A 20,050-nucleotide genomic window follows, 5' to 3' on the forward strand; every position below is an offset into this window, starting at 1 on the left:
ATGTTCGCGATCGGCGAGTTTGCACGGCACGGGCGGGTGTCGATTCGGATGCTGCGGCATTACGACGCCCTCGGCCTGCTGCGGCCCGCGTACGTCGACCCGTCGACCGGTTACCGCAGTTACACCGCCGGGCAGCTCGCCGATCTCAACCGGATCGTCGCGCTCAAGGATCTCGGCTTCACGCTTGAACAGGTCGGCGCGCTGATTGCAGACGATCTCGGTCCGACCGAGATGCGCGCATTGTTGACAATGCGACGAGCAGAATTGCAGACAACCGTCGCAGAGAGCTACGCGCGGCTCGCGCAGGTCGAGTCGCGGTTGCGCGGTCTGGAGGCCGAGGTGCCGGCTGCGGACATCGTCGTCAAGGAGCTTCCCGCCGTACGGCTGGTTGCTCTGACAGCGACCGCGGCGAGCTTCACGCCCGAGGACATCACGCCGGTGGTGCAGCCGTTGTGCGCAGAGCTCGGACGACGGTTGCCCGACGCCGACGTACATCCGTCCGGCCGGTTGACCTGTCTGTATGAACGCAATCACGAATCCGAGGACGAGGTCGTCGTACGGGCAACGGTTCCGGCAGCGGTCGATGCCGGGGGCAACCTCAACGGACTCGACGTGATCGACCTGCCGGCGATGCGAGCCGCGACGCTGGTACATCGCGGACCGATCGATCAGGTCTTGCCGGCCTGGCAGGCGTTGGCGCGCTGGATCGACGAGAACAACCATCGCGCGGTCGAACCGGCGCGCGAGCTCTACCTAGACACACCCGAGGACCCGGCCGGCTGGGTCACCGAACTACAGGAACCAATCAACTAGACCCGATTCAGCCAGCTTGCCCAGACTGGCGGTGGTGTACTCGCAGTTGATCAGTTCTTCTCGGCGAGTGACGCCAGACCGGCAACGATGACGGCAATGCCGAATTCGAACCGCTCGTCACCGGCGGCGCCGGACGTCAGCACACCCGACAGCGCGACGGTCAGCGGGAAGCGGTCTGCCGGCAGCGACTCGAAGTACGAGCGGAGCCCGCTGATGAATCGCTCGACATCCTCGGGCTTCCAGTCCGTCGCGCTCTGCACCGTCTCCTCGAACGCGACCGCCGTCACGTAGAGCGGAATCAGGTCGACCGCCCAGGCCGCCGCCTGGTCCGGGATGTTGCCGGCCTTCAGCAGCGTCAGCATCCGCTCGGTGCTCATCAACGCCCGCTCCCCCAGCGGTACGGCGCCGATCGCGGCCCGAGCCACGCCCGGATTGGCCCGCATCGCGCGCAGCATCTCGCGCATCATCGCCTTGAGCTGCTCCTGCCAGCGGGCCGGATCCACCGGCTCGTCGAACCTCATCTGCGCGGCGGCCCGCTCGACCAGGAGCTGATCCAGCTCGCGCTTGTTCGCGACATGCGCGTAGAGCGACGCCGGTCCGGTGCCGAGCGCCTGGGCGACCTTCCGCATCGACACCGCGTCGTACCCCGACTCCACGAGCACCCGCATCGCGGCGTCGACGATCCGCTCCCGGTTGAGCGGCTCCTTCGGCGTCCGGGTGGGCTTCGCGGGGGTGATCGGCTGCCACGGGGGTTGGGTCATACGAACACTGTACTTGACGCGAACACTGTTCGATAGTAGAACAGTGTTCGTCAACGAACACCGTTCGAAATCCTGAGGGGGCCCACGATGAGCACCACGACAGTTGTAGACAATCCGCCTGACACCACAGACGACGCAGCCACCACAGACGGCACAGCGGCAGCTGCCACCACCGCGAGTACGCCGTACCGCTGGCGCTGGATCGTGCTCGCGACGATCCTCATCGCCGAGATCATGGACCTGGTCGACGCGACGATCGTCAACATCGCCGCCCCCTCGATCCGCGCCAACCTCGGCGGCTCCGAGTCCGCGATGCAGTGGATGCTGGCTGGCTACACGCTGGCCTTCGCGATCGGGTTGATCACCTTCGGCCGGCTCGGCGACCTGGTCGGCCGCCGGCGGTTGTTCGTGATCGGCGCCCTCGGGTTCACCGTCGCCTCCGCAGTCTGCGGATTCGCGACCAGCCCGGAGCTGCTGATCGGCAGCCGGGTCGCACAGGGCCTGCTCGGCGCGGTGATGATCCCGCAGGGCTTCGCGATCCTGAAGTCGATCTTCCCGTCGGACGAGCTCGGCAAGGCGTTCGCGATGTTCGGTCCGGTGATGGGATTGTCGGCAGTCGCCGGCCCGATCCTGGCCGGTGTGCTGATCGACGCGAACTGGTTCGACGCCGGCTGGCGCACCATCTTCTTCATCAACGTGCCGATCGGCATCGCGGCCCTCGTCGGCGCGCTGAAGTTCATGCCCGAGGTGAAGACGCCCGGCGCCTCCCGCCTCGACACCGCCGGCGTGCTGTTGGTCAGCCTCGCCTCAGGTCTGCTGATCTACCCGCTCGTCCAGGGCCGCGAGCTCGGCTGGCCATTGTGGACAATCCTGATGTTGGCCGGTTCGATTGTCGTCTTTGCGCTGTTCGGCTGGCGCGAGCGCCGATCCGGCAACCCGGTCATCGACCCGTCGCTGTTCCGCAACCGCGGGTACGTCGCCGGCCTCGGCGTGATTACCACGTTCTTCCTCGCGATGAACGGCTTCATGCTGGTGTTCAACCTGTTCACCCAGCTCGGACTGCACTACAGCCCGCTGAAGGCAGGCCTCGCGATGGTGCCGTTCTCGCTCGGTATCGCGATCGGCGCGCCGCTGTCCGGCGGCCTGCTCGCCCCGAAGCTCGGCCGCAAGGCGCTACAGCTCGGCGTCGCGGTGATGACTGTGGCGATGGCCGGCGTCTGGTTCACGCTGCACACCTACGGCGACGCGACGACGATCTGGAACCTGGTGCCGGCGACGCTCGCCACCGGGATCGGCGCCGGCCTGGTGTTCGCGCCGTTGTTCGACATCATCCTGGCCTCGATCGACGACCAAGCCGCCGGTTCGGCGTCCGGCGTACTGACTGCCATGCAGCAGTACGGCGGAGCAATCGGCGTCGCGGTGATCGGCACCGTGTTCTTCCAGCTGCTCCCGTCACACGCCTTCCTCGGCGCCACCAAGACGTCGGTCCTGGTCGCGATCGGCCTGTTCGTGGTCAGCCTCGCCGTCACCTTCCTACTCCCGAAGCGGGCGCGCGAAGGAGAGGTCAGTCACGGCTGACGAAACCCTCCTTCGCCAACCAATCCACGGCGACGTCGGCGGGCCAGTGCCCAACAAGCGTTGGTTTCACACGGTGGGACATGTCACACCGAAGTCCGGACATGCCGAAGCCCCTGGCCGCCGCTCGGGCGCCCAGGGGCTTCAGGGGTGGATCAGTTGAACGAGTCGCCGCAGGCGCAGGAGCCGGTCGCGTTCGGGTTGTCGATCGTGAAGCCCTGCTTCTCGATCGTGTCCACGAAGTCGATCGACGCGCCCTTGAGGTACGGCGCGCTCATCCGGTCGGTGACAACGCTCACGCCACCGAAGTCGGCCACCACGTCACCGTCGAGCTGACGCTCGTCGAAGAACAGCTGGTACCGCAGCCCGGAGCACCCGCCCGGCTGTACGGCGACCCGGAGCGCGAGGTCGTCGCGGCCTTCCTGGTCGAGCAGCGCCTTCACCTTGGCGGCGGCCCCGTCGGTGAGGAGAACACCAGTGGCGACGGCCTGCTCGGTCTGCGCTTCAGTCATCCCTGACTCCAGTCATCTGCTCAAGTGCCGACAGACAGCTCGTCAGCACGGAAGTCTCTTGTCAACACGCACCAACACCGGCCGGTCCGCGCTCATTCCCATGGTCGCACACGAATTTCACGGATCAACTACCACGGTCAATCCCTGATCAGCGCGCCCACGTGCGGGCAACACGCTCCGCGACCGTCGCGAGCGAGCCGTGCGGGTCCGCGAAAGCCTGCTCCTCGCCGACCACGTCGACCAGCGCGTACGCCGACTCGACACCCATCGTACGCATCTCCCGCGACCCGATCAGCACCTTCCCGGCCAGTACGACGCAGGGCCGCATCGCGTCGTTCGCGACCTTCGCGACCCCGGCGATCACCTTCCCGTCCCGGGACTGGAAGTCGAACGCGCCCTCACCGCTCAGGACGAGGTCTACGCGGGCTGCCTTCTGCTTCAGCCCCGTGAGCTCTGCCACCAGGTCGATCCCGGACACCCGCTCGGCGCCGAGCAGCAGCAACGCATACCCGAGCCCGCCCGCGGCGCCCGCGCCCTTCTTGTCGGCCGTCTTCCGATCGGCGAGCTCCGCGAAGTGGGTCAGCCATCCGTCGACCGCCGGCTTCCGCTCGTCCGCGATGCCCTTCTGCGAGCCGAAGATGTTGATCGCGCCCCGCAGCCCGAGCATCGGATTCTCGACGTCACTCGCCGCCACGAACTCGACCCCCGCAACCCGGTCACGCGCCGGCTGCAGGTCAACTTCGGTCAGCTCAGCAAGGCCCGTAGCTCCACCGTCCAAGTGACCTGACTCACCCGTCGCTCCCAGAGCAGCGAGCATGCCGGCACCGGCATCGTTCGTCCCCGAGCCACCGAGGCCGAGGATGATCCGCTTCGCTCCGGCGTCGACCGCGGCCGCGATCAGTTGCCCGACGCCGTACGTCGTCGCGTCCTCGGGCCGGCGGTCCTTCGGCTCCACGAGGTGCAGCCCGCACGCCTGCGCGGTCTCGACGTACGCCGTCTCGCCTGCCATCAGCACCGTCGCCGGAGTCTCGTCGCCCAGCGGGCCACGGACCGTGACCGAGAGCAGGGTCCCGTCGACGACCGCGGACAGTACGTCGATGAAGCCGGGCCCGCCGTCGGCCATGGGCGCAACCAGCACCTCAGCCTCGGGGTCGCGCCGCCGCCAGCCTTCCTCGATGGCCGCAGCCGCCTCCACAGCCGTCAACGTTCCCGCGAACTTGTCCGGCGCAATCAGAATCCGCATTTCCACATCCTCCCCCACCCCGCCCGATCCCGGGCCATCCGTCCGACGTGCGGCCTAACGACAGGACGTAGTCATCTACGTACATCGCCGCGCCCGCCTGGGCAGAGCGCGAACCGGCCGCGATCACCCACCACCTCCTGTCGTTAGGCACCCGGGACAGGGTTAGATCGGTGGACATGACCGCCCCAGAGCTCGTCGAATGGCCTCCGAGCGGGCCACCCACGTTCGAATGACCTCGACTTGGCCAGCCACAGCGGCTGAGGCAATCGCTGTGCAGGAGAAGCTTCGGGGGCAAGTAGATCCCAGCGACGTCGGCGAGGCACCGCGGTACGTCGCCGGCCTGGACGTCGCATACGCCGGGAATTGGGCGCAGGGCGATCGGCCGGCCGCGGATCGGCTGGCCGCGGATCGGCTGGCGGCGGCGGTCGTTGTGCTCGACTGGCAGACGCTCGAGGAGGTCGATCGGGCGGTCGTGCTCGGCGAGACGACGTTTCCGTATGTGCCGGGATTGTTCGCGTTCCGGGAGGTGCCGGCGTTGCTCGCCGCGCTGGAGCAGCTCACGATCACGCCGGAGCTGTTGGTGTGTGACGGGCAGGGGCTCGCGCATCCACGCCGGTTCGGGCTCGCCTGCCATCTCGGTGTGCTGACGGGGATCCCCGCGATCGGAGCCGCGAAGACCACCTTCGTCGGGACGCACGTGGAGCTGGGCCGGGAACGCGGCGCGACCGCGGAACTGATCGACAGTGGCGAGGTCGTCGGGGCTGCGGTGCGGACACAGGACGGGGTCAAGCCGGTCTACGTGTCGGTCGGGCATCGCGTGAGTCTGCCGACCGCCGTCGAGCGCGTGCTGCACCTGGCGCCGCGGTATCGGTTGCCGGAGACAACCAGAGCGGCCGACCACCTGTGCCGGGAGGGACTACGAGATGGGCAATGACACGCCACACGTGCCGGGCTACACACGGCATGAGTTCGGCGACCGGATCGGAGCGACGGCACGGTTGCGGATCGGCGCTGCAGCAGCGGTGATGGATGGCGACCGGCTGCTCCTGACCAAGCGCACCGACAACGACGAGTGGTGCATGCCGGGCGGCGCTGTCGAGCCGGGCGAACGTCCCGCCGAGGCCGCGGAACGGGAGACGCTCGAGGAGACCGGCCTGTCGGTGCGCGTGACGGGGCTGGTCGGCGTCTACTCCAACCCGGACGTCGTGGTCGTCTACCCGGACGGCAACCGCGTCCAGATCGTCGGTGTGGTGTTCCGCGCGGAGGCAGTCAGTGGCGAGGCCGGGCCCTCGGCGGAGGTTAGCGAGTCTGGGTGGTTCACGGCTGAGGAGGCCGCACAGTTGACGGTCATCGCCGGGCATCGGCCCGTGTTGCCGGCGGTGTTTGCGGGCGAGGTGTACTACGACGGGTCAGCGGCGGATCAGGCGGCGGAGGAGTAGGGCGAGGACGGCGCCGATTAGGTACGGAGCGGCGCGGCGGGCGAGGATCGGGAGGACGGTGTTGCCGAGGTCGAGGGAGACCGCCGCAGGTTCCGACGAGGCTGTCAGAGGTGGAGCGTCGGGCGGAGGCGGCGGCGCGCTGGCCGGTGGAGCGTCGTGGGCCGCAGGTTCGTCGTGGGTCGCAGGTGCGTCGTGGGGCGTTGGGGTGTCGTGGGGCGTTGGGGTGTCGTGGGGCTGCGGACTGTTGTCGGTTGGTGTGGTGTCGAGCTTGGTTTTCAGGCAGGTGGTGAATTGGTCGAGGAGCTTGTTGGACACGTCCTGGATCAGGCCGCGGCCGAACTGGGCTGGGCGGCCGGTGATCGTCAGGTCGGTGTCGACGGTGACCTCGGTGGACCCTGGACCGGCCTCGGCCAGGCGGGCCGTGACGCGGGCGGTCGCCGTACCGTTGCCGCGCCGGTCCTTGCCCTTGGCCTCTATCACCGCGTGATGGTCGGCCGGATCACGTTCGAGGAAGGTGCCGTTGCCGGAGTACTGCAGCGACACCGGCCCGAGCTTGACCTTGCACGAGCCGGTGAACTCGTCCCCGTCGTACGTCGTCAGGGTGGCGCCGGGGAAACACGGCACCACCCGTTCGAGATCGTTGAACGCGGCCCACGTCTGCTCCACCGGAGCCGGTACGACGAACGTGTGCTCGAGCTTCACGCCGTACCCGCCGCCGCCAGGACCGCACGCCGGGTGAGCACCGTGGCCAGATGCCGCCGATAGTCCGCGTCACCGTTGAGATCCGTCACCGGTGACGTCCCGTCCGCCGCGCGCGCCGCGGCTTCCCGTACGGCGTCCGCCGTCGCGGGCCGGCCGACCAGCGCTTCCTCGACCGCGGTCGCCCGGACCGGCGTCGAACCCATGTTGCCGAGGGCAACCCGCGCCTCCGCGATCGAGTCGCCGTCGAGCCGGACCGCCGCCGCGACGGAGACGATCGACCAGGCCTGCGCGACCCGGTTGAACTTCTCGTAGTGCGCGCCCCACCCGGTGTACTTCGGCACCCGCACCTCGACCAGCAACTCGTCCTCGCCGAGCGCCGTACTGAACACGCCCTGGAAGAAGTCCGCTGCGGACACCGTCCGACGACCCTGAGTGCCGGCGATCACGAACGAGGCGTCCAGCGCCACCGCGACGGCCGGCAGATCGGCGGCCGGATCCGCATGGGCCAACGAACCGCCGAACGTGCCGCGATGCCGGATCTGCGGATCCCCGACCGTTGCCGTCGCCAACGAAATCAGCCGGGCGTGCTCATTCACCGCCGGTGAGGCCTGTACGACGCTGTGCGGCGTCATCGCGCCGATCACCAGCACGTCACCGTCGTCGCGTACGCCGCGGAGTTCGTCGATCTTGCCGAGGTCGACGATCGTGTCCGGCGCCGCCAGCCGCAACCGCAGCGCCGGCATCAGGCTCTGCCCGCCGGCCAGCACCTTCGCGTCGGAGTGCTCCCGCAACAACCCCAACGCCTCGTCGATCGTTGCCGGAGCGAAGTACTCGAACGGCGCCGGGATCATGACTGCTCTCCTTCCTGGATCGCCTTCCACACGCGGTACGGCGTACACGGCATCGTCACGTCCGTGACACCGAGCGGCCGGAGCGCGTCGACGATCGCATTGACGACCGCCGGTGTGGACGCGATCGTGCCGGCCTCGCCGACGCCCTTCACGCCGAGCTGGTTCGTGGTCGCCGGCGTCTCGGTCCGCGCCGTCTCGAACCGCGGCAGATCGGGTGCCCCCGGCAACAAATACTGGTCGAACGAGCCGCTGATCAGCGTCCCGGAGTCGTCGTGCACAGCTTCCTCGTAGAGCGCCTGCGCGATGCCCTGCGCGAGACCGCCGTGCACCTGACCCTCGACGATGAGTGGATTGACGACAACCCCGACGTCGTCGACGCTCACATACGATCGGATTGTCGACAATCCTGTTTCGGTGTCGACCTCGACCGCGCACAGATGCGTGCCGTGCGGGAACGAGAAGTCGTCCGGATCGAGCGTCGCGTCCGCGTCGAGACACCCTTCCGCGGACCCGTCGAGCTTGTGTCCCTGGAAGACCGCGAACGCCAGCTCCGCCAGCGTCAGCCCCGCATCGGTACCGCGAACGCCGTACCGGCCGGCCGAGAACTCGAGGTCGTCCGCGTTCGCCTCCAGCAGCTGGGCCGCGATCGGCTTCGCCTTCTCGATCACCTTGTCGGCGGCCGCCAGGACCGCCATCCCGCCGACAGCCAGCGAGCGCGAGCCGTAGGTGTCCAGGCCGCGTACGGCGACCTGTGTGTCACCGTGCAGTACTTCGACATCCTCGAACGCGACGCCCAGACGATCCGCTACCAGTTGGCTCCACGCGGTCTCGTGGCCCTGCCCGTGCGGACTCGTCCCGGTGACCACCTCGACCTTCCCGGTCGGCAGCATCCGGACCGCCGCGTGCTCCCAGCCGCCGCCGACGTACCCCATCGAGCCGAGCCAGCGCGACGGCGCCAGCCCGCACATCTCGGTGTACGTCGAGATGCCGATGCCGAGCTGGACCGGGTCGCCGGACTCCCGGCGCTCCGCCTGCTCCTTGCGCAGGTCGTCGTACCTGAAGAGGTCACGCGCCTTCGCGGTCGCGGCCTCGTAGTTGCCGGAGTCGTACTGCAACCCGGACACCGTCGAGAACGGGAACTCCTCGTGCTTGATCCAGTTCCGCTCGCGGATCTCCAGCGGGTCGACGCCGACCCGCACGGCGAGCTCGTCCATCACCCGCTCGATCGCGTACGTCGCCTCCGGCCGGCCGGCGCCGCGGTACGCGTCGGTCCAGGTCTTGTTCGTGAACACGTTCGTGATGCCGAGGTGGTACGACGGGAACTTGTAGATCCCGTTGTACATAAAGGCTCCCAGCAACGGGATCGCCGACGTCACCAGGCCGAGATACGCGCCCATGTCGGCGGTCAGCTCGACCTTGAGCCCGGTCACGGTGCCGTCGGCATTCGCCGCCAGCGTGACCTGCTGCCATTGGTCCCGCCCGTGGTGCGCGGCCATGAACGACTCGGACCTGGTTTCGCAGTACTTACAGGGCTTTCCGGTACGGCGGGCCGCGATGACCGTGAGGACTTCCTCCGGAGTGAACTGGAGCTTGCCGCCGAACCCGCCGCCGACGTCCGGCGCGATCACGCGGATCTTGTGCTCCGGGATGCCGAGAACGAGGGCGATGAAGATCTTCACGAAGTGCGGCACCTGCGTCGACGACCACACCGTCATCTGTTCGGTGGTCGGGTCGACGACGATCGCCCGCGGCTCCATGAACGCCGGGATCAACCGCTGCTGCCGGAACTCCCTCTCGATCACGATGCCACCGTCGCGAGCAGCCGCGATCGCCGCCTCGACGTCCCCGCCGGTGCCGGACTCGGCCGAGTCGTACGCCCACACCGCGGACACGTTCGTCCCGAGATCCGGATGGGCGATGACCTCGTCGCGAGCCGCGGCCCGGAGCTCGAGGGCCGGCGCGAGTTCCTCGTAGTCGACGTCGACCAGCTCGGCGGCGTCGTTCGCCTCGGCCGCCGTACGGGCGACGACCATGGCAACGATCTCGCCGGCGAACGCGACGTGATCGACCGCCATCGACGGATGCACCGGCGCCTGCTGGTCGGACACGACGGCCCAGGCGTTCGGCAACGCTCCTTGCTCGTCGGCGATGTCCGCACCGGTGATCACGGCAACGACCCCGGTCGACGCGCGCGCCGCCTCGGTGTCGATCGAGGTGATCCGCGCGTGCGCGAACGGGCTGCGCACCATCGCGATGTGCTGCATCCCCGGCAGGACGATGTTGTCGGTCCAACGGGTCCGGCCGGTGATCAGCCGGGCGTCCTCCTTGCGGCGGCGCGGATTGCCGATCTCGGTCGCCGGGCGGTCCTCGGTGGTGGTCATTGCGCACCTCCCGCGGCGGCAGCGGCGCGGACGGCCTTGACGATGTTCTGATAGCCGGTGCAGCGGCAGAGGTTGCCCTCGATGCCGAGCCGCACGTCGTCCTCGCTCGGGTCCGGGTTGTCGGCCAGCAGATCGATCGACTGCATGATCATGCCGGGCGTGCAGTAGCCGCACTGCAGCGCGTGGTTCTCGTGGAACGCCTGCTGCATCGGATGCAGCTGACCGTTGCTCCCCAAACCTTCGATCGTGGTCACCTCGTGACCGTCGGCCTGGACCGCGAGCAGCGAACAGGACTTGATGCTCCGCCCGTCCAGGTGGACCGTGCAGGAACCGCAGTTCCCGGTGTCACAGCCGACCACGGTGCCTGTCTTCCCCAGCTGCTCGCGCAGGTAATGCACGAGCAGCGTGCGCGGTTCCACCTCGTCGGTGAAACTGCTTCCGTCGACCTTCACTGTGATCCGGGTCATTGCCCCGCCTCCACATGTCAGCACCGCCGTACGTTCGATCCTGCTCCCCGTGTGATGTTGGCCACAAGAGCCGATCAGTGGTGAATCGGTCCCGCCGCGGCCGATAGCCGCTGCCCGGCGCCGCCCCAGCGCTGGGCGATGATCTCGGCCGCGATACTGACCGCGGTCTCCTCCGGCGTCCGGGCGCCGAGGTCGAGACCGATCGGGCTGGCCAGCCGGGCCACCTCCGCCTCGGTCAGCCCGGCCTCCCGCAACCGCTTCAGGCGATCGTCGTGCGTCCGCCGCGAACCCATCGCGCCGATGTACGCGACCTGCGGCAAGCGCAACGCGACCTCCAGCAGCGGTACGTCGAACTTCGGGTCATGCGTCAGCACGCAGATCACCGTCCGGTCGTCGATCCGGCCCGCCGCGGACTCCCCCGACAGGTATCGGTGCGGCCAGTCCACAATCACCTCGTCGGCCGACGGGAACCGGGACGCGGTCGCGAAGACGGCACGTGCATCGCACACGGTCACGCGGTACCCGAGGAACGAACCGAGCCGCGCAACCGCAGCCGCGAAGTCGATCGCCCCAAACACCAGCAAACGCGGCACCGGCGCATACGACGAGACGAACACGCGCATCCCTTCCCCCCGCCGCTGCCCGTCCGGCCCGTACTCCAACGTCTCCGTCCGCCCGTTGGCCAACAATCCCCGCGCGTCATCCAACACAGCGTCATCAGCCCGCTCCGACCCAAGACTGCCCGCGGTCTGCGTTCCTTCAGGCCGGACTATCAGCCGGTGCCCGATCCGGGCTGGATCCGGATGCGCGACCACTGTTGCGACTGCTACCGGGCGGCCTGCTGCTATGTCGGCTGCTACCTCCGCTAGTTCTGGGAACGAGGTGCGGTCGACTTTTTCGACGAAGATGTCGAGGATGCCGCCGCAGGTCAGGCCTACGGCGAAGGCTGACTCGTCGCTTACGCCGTAGCGTTGGAGGACGGGGGTGCCTGAGGCGAGGACCTCCTCGCCGAGTTGGTAGACCGCGCCCTCGACGCAGCCGCCGGAGACGCTGCCGACCGCCTCCAGGCCGGGGCCGACGAGCATCACCGCGCCGGGCGGCCGCGGTGCCGACTCGAAGGTCGCGACAACGGTGCCGACGGCAACCGATTCGCCCGCGTTCCACCAGCTCAGCAACCGGTCGAGAACATCACGCATCGGCGACCACCTCCAGAAGCTCGGCGAAGCTGGTCAGGCTGTGACCTGCGACCAGGTCGTCCAGGTGCGGCAGTACGGCGACGATCCCGGCCTGCACAGGTTCGTACCCGGGCTTGCCGCGGTGCGGATTGAGCCACACCACCCGGTGCGCGAGACCGGCAAGCCGCTCCATCTGTGCCCCCAACAACGTCGCGTCGCCACGCTCCCACCCGTCGCTGCACACCACCACGACCGCACGCCGGGCCGTACCGCGCTGACCCCAACGATCGAGGAACACCTTCAGCACCTCACCCAGCCGGGTCCCACCCGACCAGTCCGGTACGACGTCACCCGCCGACCGCAACGCGAAGTCCGCATCACGCCTCCGCAGCGCCCCGGTGACGCGGGTCAACCGCGTGCCGATCGTGAAGACCTCCACCGCACGCGGTGCCTGCTGGACCATCGTGTGGGCAAGCCGCAGCAGGCTGTCGGCATACGGGCGCATCGACCCGGACACGTCGATCAGTACGACGACCCGTCGGGGCCGGACGCCACGGCGGCGGTAGTGCACGCGGCTAGGTTCGCCGACCTGCCGCAGTTGTGCGCGCAGCGTTCGCCGCGGGTCGACATCGCCGCGATGTGACGGACGGCGGCGGGTGGCCCGGCGTACTGGGGCTCGCGGGCGGAGCGTGCCGAAGAGGCGGGCCAGCTCGGCGCGATCGGTAGCGGACAGGTCGGCGACATCGCGGTGCCGGAGAACCTCCGTCGCACTCGCTGCGACGTTGAGCGTGCGCTTGCCGTCCTGCCCCTCGCCGTCGTCGCCGAGGGCGGCCTGGACGGAGGCCTGCGGAGTACGCCGGACGACGCCGCGCGATCGCTGCCCGGAGAACCAGGCGGCGAACACCTCGTCGTATCGGGCGGTGTCGTCAGGCCCGCTGCAGAGTGCGGCGCGGCCGGCCCAGTAGACGTCGGCGGTCATCGTCGCGTCGAGGGCAGCCACCGAACGGAGGAACAGGTGGACCCGGTCCGCGGTGACGGCGAGGCCCGCATGGCGGAGCGCCGAGGCGAAGCCAGTCAACGCGAGATCCGGCTCCGCGCTCGTCGCCTCGGTCGTCATGGTCAGCTCGCCAGGAGCCGGTCGAGTGATTCGCGGACGCGGTCGGTGTCCTCGCGGTACTTGAGCACCGCGCCGAGGGTCGCGGCCGCGGACTCGACGTCGAGGACGTCGGCCCCGAGTGCTTCCAGGGCGCGGGCCCAGTCGAGGGTCTCCGCGACGCCGGGCGGTTTCAGCAGGTCGAGCTCGCGGATCCGGTGCACCGACCGGGCGACCTGCTCAGCGAGCCGGGCCGAGACCCCGGGCAGCCGGGTGCGGACGATCTCGACCTCGCGGGCCAGACCGGGATGGTCGATCCAGTGGTAGAGACAGCGGCGCTTGAGCGCGTCGTGCACCTCGCGGGTCCGGTTCGAGGTCAGTACGACGATCGGCGGCACCTCGGCGGTGATCGTACCGAGCTCCGGGATCGTCACCTCGTACGTCGACAGCACCTCGAGCAGGAACGCCTCGAACTCGTCGTCGGCGCGGTCGATCTCGTCGACGAGCAGTACGGCGGGGCTCTCGCGGAGCGCACGCAGTACCGGGCGGGACAGCAGGAAACGCTCGTCGAACAGGCTCTTCTCCACCTCTTCGACGACGGCGTCGGAGCTGGTGGCCTCGACGGTCCGCAGGTGCAGGATCTGGCGCGGGAAGTCCCAGTCGTAGAGCGCCTGGGAGGCGTCGATGCCCTCGTAGCACTGCAGCCGGATCAGGTCCAGGTCGAGCGCCTCGGCGATCCCGGCGGCCAGTGAGGTCTTGCCGGTGCCGGGCTCGCCTTCCAGCAGGAGCGGCCGGTGCAGCGCGAGCGCGAGATAGCCGACCGTTGCCAAGCCCTCTCCGGCGAGGTATCCGGTCGCCCGCAGACGCTCGGCCAGCTCAGCCGCCGAGCCGACGGCACTCACTCCTTCAGCATTCACCTACTTCACACCCTTGCCAACCCTCACCGGCCCCGCCGGCGCTCGGGCTGCTCGGGTTTCCGGAAACAATTCGTCGCCTGGTGGCCGTGATGTTCCGGAAACCGCGTCAGCCATGGCCGCGCGGCAGGTCAGCTGCGGCGTCGACGTCGGCCCCGTCCGCGATGTCCGAACACTCCACCTGCTCAGCCCGGTGCTCGCGCAGGTACCCCCGCGCCCCCTCGTCGCCGCGCGCGGACGCGATCACCCCGTCCCAATGCGCCCGCCCCATCAACACAGGATGCCCGGGTGCACCGTGGTACGTCGCCCGCGCCAGCGCTCCTGCTTCAGCCCCTTCGGCAACCCGCCGCACAGCCGCAGCCGTCAACCCGGGCACATCCACCGGCACAACCACGACCGCCACCACCTCGCCTGTTCCGGCCGGCTCGGGCGGCGTGCCGGAGGCGGCGGGGAGGTCGCGGAGGGTCTTCAAGCCCGCGCGGAGAGAGACGCCCATGCCCTCGTTCCAGTCCGTTGCCTCGACTACCTGGACCGGCTCGGTGGTCAGGTCGGCGCGCACCTGGTCTGCCGCGGCTCCGATGACGACGACGACCGGGGAGCAGCCGGCGTCCGCGAGCAGGCGGGACGCACGAACGACCCACGGGATGCCGGCCGGGTCGTGGACCAAGGCCTTCGGGGTACCCATCCGGCGGCCGGCCCCCGCGGCCAGCACCAGACCCGCGACCGGCACGTCTGCGCTCTTCACGTTGTGAGGGTACTGATTTCACAGTCTGGGCACTGACGCGCACCACGCGGTCGTGGGCGGACGACGTGCAACGATGTCTGACGTGACGACGATCGCAAACGGTTCGAAGGCCCTTCCGTTGCTGTTCCTGGGGCAGAACACCGACCCGCACTCCGAGCGCGGGGTCGAGTGCCCGGGAGCGCTTCCGCCGGCGTCCGACCCGGATCTGGTCGAGCGGGCGCTGAAGGCGAAGGCGGCGCTGGGTGACCAGGTGTTCGTGCTCGGGCACCACTACCAGCGCGACGAGGTGATCCAGTTCGCGGACGTCACCGGCGACTCGTTCAAGCTCGCGCGGGACGCCGCCAACCGGCCGGACGCGCCGTACATCGTCTTCTGCGGTGTGCACTTCATGGCCGAGTCCGCCGACATTCTCACCAACGACGACCAGACCGTGATCCTGCCGGACCTGGCAGCCGGCTGCTCGATGGCCGACATGGCGCGCATCCAGCAGGTCGAGGCGGCCTGGGACGCGCTCGCCGACGCCGGTGTCGCCGACGTGACCGTGCCCGTCACCTACATGAACTCCTCCGCCGACATCAAGGCGTTCTGCGGCCGCAACGGCGGCGTCGTGTGTACGTCGAGCAACGCGGAGACCGCGCTCGGCTGGGCGTTCGAGAAGGGCGAGAAAGTGCTCTTCCTGCCGGACCAGCACCTCGGCCGCAACACCGCCGTACAGCAGATGGGCCTGAGCCTCGACGACTGCGTGGTCTACGACCCGCACAAGCCGGGCGGCGGACTGACCCGTGAGCAGCTGGCCGCGGCGAAGATGATCCTGTGGCGCGGGCACTGCTCGGTGCACGGCCGCTTCACCCCCGAGTCGGTCGACGATGTGCGCTCGCGGGTCCCCGGCGTGAACGTGATCGTCCACCCGGAGTGCCGCCACGAGGTCGTCACGAAGGCCGATCTGGTCGGGTCGACGGAGTACATCATCCAGGCCCTGGAGACCGCCGAGCCCGGTACGTCGTGGGCCGTCGGCACCGAGCTCAACCTGGTGCAGCGCCTCGCGAAGCAGCACACCGACAAGAACATCGTGTTCCTCGACAAGACGGTCTGCTACTGCGCGACGATGAACCGCATCGACCTGCCGCACTTCGTCTGGGCGCTCGAGAACCTGGTCGCCGGTCACGTGGTCAACCCGATCAAGGTCGACGCCGACACCGAGAAGTACGCGAAGCTGGCCCTGGACCGGATGCTGGCGCTGCCCGGTAAGACGGCCCGGGACTAGAGCCCCGACATCGGGCCGGAGAGTTTCTTCAGTGCGACACGCGAGCCGGTGCGTACCACTCGGCGAGGATCTCCGGGAGCCGATCGGGGCCCCAGCGATCGACCGGCGTGATCCGGCCGCGGAGCGACGCCAGCCCCTTGGCCAGCCCGCCGACCAGGTCGCCCTGCCACGGCACACTCACGCCCTCGTCGGGGCCGACGATGACTGCCGGTCCGCCGCGATCGACGCACACCACGGGACAGCCTGACGCCAGCGCCTCGGTGACCGCCCAGCCGGCAGCCTCCCGGAGCGCAGGGGCGATGAGTGCGTCAGCGCGGAACATCGCCGCCAGCACGTCCTCACGTGGCAGCGCGCCCATGAACTCGACCCGGTCGCGTACTCCGAGCTGCCACGCCAGCCCCTCGGCGCGTCCCCAGTCGGGACCGTCGCCGATGATGCGCAGCTCCCAGTTGGACGCCTCGGTCCGGGCCAGCGCGCTGATCGCGAGCAGCACGCCCTTCCACGGGATCAACCGCCCGACGAAGAGCGCGGTTTTGATGCCGGGGGCACCGAACGGCTCGTACGGACCGGAGGCGGTGAAGCGCCGGATCGCCACATTCGGCTGGACGACGATCTCCTTCGCGTACGGCCGGAACGCCTCCGCCACATCGTTGTTCTGGGCAACCATCAGGTCGGCGGTCTGCGCCATCCGCCGCCCGGTCAGCCGGCGGCGGAGTCCGGTGTACGCACGGCGTACCAGCTCTCCGACGACGCCGCGCGGACCGAGCCAGTGCGACATCGCGAGCGGCGCGGTGGTCGATCCGCCGACCGGTCCCCAGATCACCTTCGCCGACGACTCCTCAACCACGCCGGCGCCCATCCAGTCCACCGCGAAGGTCAAATGATGGATCACATCGAACGCCTGCTCGCCGTGCAGGCGTCGCGCCGTACGCCGGGCCAGGCCCTGCCACAACGGGTAGTACCAGTACACGTCCGAAGGCCGGCGCCGCAGGCGCAGGATCCAGCGCGGCATCTCCAGCGGTACGACGGTCAGCCCGGGCACCGGCCGGACCGCCAGCTCGGCGTCGATCTCGTGGAGGAACTTGCCGCGGGTCAGCAGCCACACGTCGTGGTCCCGCGCGGCCGCCTTCGCCCAGGCCCATCCCGCACCCGGCTCGGACCCGCCGGTCGGCCGGCAGACGTACGCGCTGAGCAGTACCTTCGGCCGGCCCGGCATCAGCTCATCCCCTCCAGAAGCCTGCGCAGATCGGTGCTCGAGGTGGAGGCGGTGTACGGGAAGTAGTGCACCTGTGCGCCGACCTCACCCAGCAGCCTCTCCAGTCTCGTCCCCTTTTCCGTTCCCTTCCAATCATCACCCTTGAAGAGAACGTCGTAGCGCAGTTGTTTCCACATCTCGAACTTGTCGCTCGACCAGTCGCTGACCACCTCGTCGACGAGGTCGAGCGCTCGAATGACATCCATCCGCTCCTGGTGCGGAACCACCGGCGGACGGCCCTTGATCCGCGCCACCACGTCGTCCTCGACCACACCGGCGATCAGGTGATCACAGTGCTCGCGAGCGCGACGCAGGATGTTCAGATGCCCGATGTGGAACATGTCGTAGACACCGGGGGCATACCCGACGAGCGCCATCAGGCCTGCACCCCCATGACCGCCATCTCCCGGTACCACTTCGCCACCGCGCCCGCGAGGAAGAGCAGATTCAGCACGAGCAGAGCGCCGTACAGCACGAGGAACAGCGACGGCGCACCGAAGGCAAAGAACACCAGGCACAGCACGCCGTAGTCGGTCGGTGCGATGAGCAACGACTTGATCACCGAATCACCGCGCTGGTTGGGAATCGCGGCTCCGCCGTGGCGGCGCCGGAGCTGGTCGATCAGGATCAGCCCGAAGAACAGCACCGACGACATACAGACGTAGGCGAGCGGGACGAGCAGCACCAACTCGTTGTCAAAGGCATCGAATCGGTAGAACGAGATCAGCACGGCGCTGTGCAGCAGCACGATCTTGACGGCGTCGATCATGTGGTCGAGCCACTCACCCAGCGGCGACCCGCCGCCGCGCAACCGGGCCAGTTGCCCGTCGGCGGAGTCCAGCCCGTAGCCGAGCACGAGCAGCAGCGTCACGACCAGCGCCAGCAGGAACGACGGCCGAACCGTTGCCACAAGCACGATTCCCACCAGCGAACAGAAACCCGAAGCCAGGCTGACCTGGTTCGGCGTCCGCCGCCCGAGGAACGCGGCCGCCGCGAACACGCGCCCGATCCGCCGATTCACGAACCGCGAGTACGCCGGCGTACCGGCGGACGGCTTCTGCGCCTGGGACAGCTGCGCGACCGTCTCGCGCAATGAGCTCATGCGACGGAACTGCGTGACTGCCGCTGGTCGATCGCGGCGCGCAGGATCGGGCTGCGGGAGCCCCGGCCGGCCGGCAGGACGGTGACCAGCGCGGGCGGAATACCGTCCAGCTCCTCAACGCCCAGCACACCGTCGGTGCCAGTGGCAGCGAACACGGTCTGTACCCCCAGTACGCCGGTCAGCCACTCGGACCGCACGTCGTCCACGGCAACCACTTCGTCGACACACCGCAGGTGCTCGACGATCTGCGCGCGCTCGAGCAGCGGCACGAACGGCCGCGCGCCCCAAGCGTCCAGCGCCCACTCGTCGGACAACACGGCGACCACCAGCCGGTCGCTGTGCCGGCGTGCCCGCTCGAGCACGTCGACATGCCCGACGTGGAACAGGTCGAAGACCCCGGCCACACATCCGACCCGCGGCACCCTGGCCAAACTGCCATCCCCCAACACGAATTCCTGCGATCCCTCTGGCGCGACGCCGCCCCCTGCGTCCCGCGGAACTTTATACCTGTCCGGCACGGCGCGCCCAGGATCCCCGACGCGTCCGGCCGCTGTCGGCGTGCCGGGCGATCGCATCGGTGTAAATCCTCTCCGTGGCCACCAGATCACGCTCCGGAGTGAAGCGGTCCAGGTAAACCTGTCGGGCTCGTTCGCCGAAGGCTATCGAAGTCTCGGGATCAGCCACCAACCCGATCGCCTTCCGCAATCCCTCCGGATCACCGGGGACGGCCAATGCACCGGTTTCTCCGTCGTCAACAAGCTCCGCGAGCGCCCCGAGCCGGGAAGCGACCACCGGAACGCCGTGCGCGAAAGCCTCTACCACCACGAGTCCGAAGCTCTCATACGAACGTGCCGGTACGACGGCGACGCGCGCGCAGCGCAGCAGTTCCATGCACTCTGCCCACGGTCGTTGACCAAGCACCTGAACAGACAGGTCTTTTCGGGCCCGTTCCTCGGCCGCGGCTCGCAGCGGACCGTCGCCGACGACGATCAGCTTCCCGAGCGAGAAGTCCCACGCCTGCAGCAGATCCGCGAACCCCTTGTCCTCGCTCAGCCGCCCGAGGAACACCACGCCGTCACCCGCGCCGCTGCGCACCTCGCCGGAGTGCGGCACGGCGTGGGGCTTCACCTCGAACCGCTCCGGGTCGAAGCCGGCCGCGGCATACCGATCGCGGACGAACCCGGACGGCACGACGAACGTGTCGACGTACCGCTGCCAGGTGTGCAGCGTGTTGTGTACGCCGATGCTCGCCGCGAGCGGCAACGTCTGCACGCGGGACTCGCGGTAGCAGCCGTGCCGCACCGCGGCCAGCGGAAGCTTGCCGACGCATGACTCACACGGCGCCCCGTCGCGCTGCAGCACCGCGTTCGCACACAGCAGCCGGAAGTTGTGCAAGGTCGCGACCACCGGAAGGTCCAAGCGGTACGCCGCCCGCAGCACCGAGGCGCTGAACAACGGAAAAGTGTTGTGAACGTGCACCAGATCGGGCCGCTGCGCTTGCAATAGAAGTGTTAAATCGCGTTCCGCCGAAAATGACCAAACGGAGCGAAACGGTAACAGTGCGCGATCTTTCCGGCTCAACTGCGCGATGTCGTCGCTGTTTCGGGCGTAGAGGTCGATCTCATGTCCTGAGCTGCGCAATAAATCAACCGTTTGCGCGACAACGGTGTTCTCGCCACTGGGTTGACCGGTCCGGTAACGGTTGTGCAACATGGCGACCCGCATGGCACTACCTTAAGTCCCGCCCTCGTCACGCAG

General features: G+C 68.7%; 21 protein-coding genes. 5 read left to right on the forward strand and 16 right to left on the reverse strand.

The genetic code is table 11. From position 1 onward, the window contains the following. Positions 1 to 813, forward strand: a complete 813-nt coding sequence (locus tag EV645_RS26845) for a MerR family transcriptional regulator (RefSeq protein ID WP_130446792.1) — start codon at positions 1 to 3, stop codon at positions 811 to 813. Positions 814 to 863: 50 nt separating this feature from the next. On the opposite strand, the gene EV645_RS26850 is transcribed toward EV645_RS26845, so the two are convergent. Continuing rightward, complete coding sequence (locus EV645_RS26850) at positions 864 to 1,574, reverse strand: TetR/AcrR family transcriptional regulator (protein WP_130446793.1); 711 nt, start codon at positions 1,572 to 1,574, stop codon at positions 864 to 866. 87 nt (positions 1,575 to 1,661) lie between these two features. Between EV645_RS26850 and EV645_RS26855 the strand changes: the two genes are divergently transcribed. Beyond that, entirely contained in the window at positions 1,662 to 3,152 is a 1,491-nt protein-coding gene (locus EV645_RS26855; protein WP_130446794.1) for a DHA2 family efflux MFS transporter permease subunit, read from the forward strand. 152 nt (positions 3,153 to 3,304) lie between these two features. Here EV645_RS26855 and EV645_RS26860 read toward each other — a convergent pair whose 3' ends face one another. Together EV645_RS26860 and EV645_RS26865 are read right to left on the reverse strand one after the other, a co-directional pair. Next, positions 3,305 to 3,661 carry a HesB/IscA family protein gene (locus tag EV645_RS26860; RefSeq protein ID WP_130446795.1) on the reverse strand — a complete coding sequence of 119 codons (357 nt, stop codon included), beginning with the start codon at positions 3,659 to 3,661 and terminating at the stop codon, positions 3,305 to 3,307. Between the two features lie 148 nt (positions 3,662 to 3,809). Further along, positions 3,810 to 4,904, reverse strand: a complete 1,095-nt coding sequence (locus tag EV645_RS26865; protein WP_130446796.1) for a glycerate kinase family protein — start codon at positions 4,902 to 4,904, stop codon at positions 3,810 to 3,812. 229 nt (positions 4,905 to 5,133) lie between these two features. On the opposite strand from EV645_RS26865, the gene nfi reads away from it, so the two are divergent. Both nfi and EV645_RS26875 read left to right on the forward strand, forming a co-directional pair. Beyond that, on the forward strand, positions 5,134 to 5,838 hold the full coding sequence (gene nfi, locus EV645_RS26870; protein WP_130446797.1) for a deoxyribonuclease V: 705 nt from the start codon (positions 5,134 to 5,136) through the stop codon (positions 5,836 to 5,838). Next, complete coding sequence (locus EV645_RS26875; protein WP_130446798.1) at positions 5,828 to 6,343, forward strand: NUDIX domain-containing protein; 516 nt, start codon at positions 5,828 to 5,830, stop codon at positions 6,341 to 6,343. The genes nfi and EV645_RS26875 overlap by 11 nt, the downstream gene beginning before the upstream one ends. On the opposite strand, the gene EV645_RS26880 is transcribed toward EV645_RS26875, so the two are convergent. The 8 genes from EV645_RS26880 to EV645_RS26915 form a co-directional block, all read right to left on the reverse strand. Then, positions 6,314 to 7,045 (reverse strand): SRPBCC family protein, encoded by a 732-nt coding sequence (locus EV645_RS26880; protein ID WP_130446799.1) that lies wholly within the window; start codon positions 7,043 to 7,045, stop codon positions 6,314 to 6,316. The two genes, EV645_RS26875 and EV645_RS26880, sit on opposite strands and share 30 nt — an antisense overlap. Beyond that, positions 7,042 to 7,896 carry an FAD binding domain-containing protein gene (locus tag EV645_RS26885; RefSeq protein WP_130446800.1) on the reverse strand — a complete coding sequence of 285 codons (855 nt, stop codon included), beginning with the start codon at positions 7,894 to 7,896 and terminating at the stop codon, positions 7,042 to 7,044. Before EV645_RS26885 ends, EV645_RS26880 begins: the two co-directional genes overlap by 4 nt. Then, a complete protein-coding gene (locus tag EV645_RS26890) occupies positions 7,893 to 10,277 on the reverse strand; it encodes a xanthine dehydrogenase family protein molybdopterin-binding subunit (RefSeq protein WP_130446801.1) in 2,385 nt (794 codons plus the stop codon). The genes EV645_RS26885 and EV645_RS26890 overlap by 4 nt, the downstream gene beginning before the upstream one ends. Next, a complete protein-coding gene (locus EV645_RS26895; RefSeq protein ID WP_130446802.1) occupies positions 10,274 to 10,744 on the reverse strand; it encodes a (2Fe-2S)-binding protein in 471 nt (156 codons plus the stop codon). The genes EV645_RS26890 and EV645_RS26895 overlap by 4 nt, the downstream gene beginning before the upstream one ends. Before the next feature lie 74 nt (positions 10,745 to 10,818). Then, positions 10,819 to 11,940 carry an XdhC family protein gene (locus tag EV645_RS26900; RefSeq protein ID WP_130446803.1) on the reverse strand — a complete coding sequence of 374 codons (1,122 nt, stop codon included), beginning with the start codon at positions 11,938 to 11,940 and terminating at the stop codon, positions 10,819 to 10,821. Further along, a complete protein-coding gene (locus EV645_RS26905; RefSeq protein WP_130446804.1) occupies positions 11,933 to 13,036 on the reverse strand; it encodes a vWA domain-containing protein in 1,104 nt (367 codons plus the stop codon). Before EV645_RS26905 ends, EV645_RS26900 begins: the two co-directional genes overlap by 8 nt. Before the next feature lie 2 nt (positions 13,037 to 13,038). After that, positions 13,039 to 13,929 carry an AAA family ATPase gene (locus tag EV645_RS26910; RefSeq protein ID WP_242000682.1) on the reverse strand — a complete coding sequence of 297 codons (891 nt, stop codon included), beginning with the start codon at positions 13,927 to 13,929 and terminating at the stop codon, positions 13,039 to 13,041. A gap of 106 nt (positions 13,930 to 14,035) precedes the next feature. Further along, a complete protein-coding gene (locus EV645_RS26915; RefSeq protein ID WP_242000683.1) occupies positions 14,036 to 14,671 on the reverse strand; it encodes a nucleotidyltransferase family protein in 636 nt (211 codons plus the stop codon). Positions 14,672 to 14,744: 73 nt separating this feature from the next. Here EV645_RS26915 and nadA point away from each other — a divergent pair, with 73 nt between their 5' ends. Continuing rightward, positions 14,745 to 15,935 carry a quinolinate synthase NadA gene (gene nadA / locus EV645_RS26920; protein WP_206751455.1) on the forward strand — a complete coding sequence of 397 codons (1,191 nt, stop codon included), beginning with the start codon at positions 14,745 to 14,747 and terminating at the stop codon, positions 15,933 to 15,935. Between the two features lie 28 nt (positions 15,936 to 15,963). Here the strand turns inward: nadA and EV645_RS26925 are convergent, their stop codons facing one another. The 5 genes from EV645_RS26925 to EV645_RS26945 form a co-directional block, all read right to left on the reverse strand. Next, the gene (locus tag EV645_RS26925) at positions 15,964 to 17,151 is read right to left on the reverse strand and encodes a glycosyltransferase (protein WP_130446806.1); all 1,188 of its coding nucleotides are present in this window, start codon (positions 17,149 to 17,151) and stop codon (positions 15,964 to 15,966) included. Beyond that, on the reverse strand, positions 17,151 to 17,567 hold the full coding sequence (locus EV645_RS26930) for an FAD synthase family protein (protein WP_130446807.1): 417 nt from the start codon (positions 17,565 to 17,567) through the stop codon (positions 17,151 to 17,153). Before EV645_RS26930 ends, EV645_RS26925 begins: the two co-directional genes overlap by 1 nt. Then, complete coding sequence (locus EV645_RS26935; RefSeq protein WP_130446808.1) at positions 17,567 to 18,292, reverse strand: CDP-alcohol phosphatidyltransferase family protein; 726 nt, start codon at positions 18,290 to 18,292, stop codon at positions 17,567 to 17,569. Before EV645_RS26935 ends, EV645_RS26930 begins: the two co-directional genes overlap by 1 nt. After that, positions 18,289 to 18,714, reverse strand: a complete 426-nt coding sequence (locus EV645_RS26940) for an adenylyltransferase/cytidyltransferase family protein (protein ID WP_130447295.1) — start codon at positions 18,712 to 18,714, stop codon at positions 18,289 to 18,291. Before EV645_RS26940 ends, EV645_RS26935 begins: the two co-directional genes overlap by 4 nt. A 79-nt stretch (positions 18,715 to 18,793) precedes the next feature. Continuing rightward, a complete protein-coding gene (locus EV645_RS26945; RefSeq protein WP_130446809.1) occupies positions 18,794 to 20,017 on the reverse strand; it encodes a glycosyltransferase family 4 protein in 1,224 nt (407 codons plus the stop codon). Positions 20,018 to 20,050: the final 33 nt, after the last annotated feature.

The sequence above is a fragment of the Kribbella rubisoli genome (genome assembly GCF_004217145.1).
In the GTDB taxonomy this organism is placed as follows: Bacteria; Actinomycetota; Actinomycetes; order Propionibacteriales; family Kribbellaceae; genus Kribbella; species Kribbella rubisoli.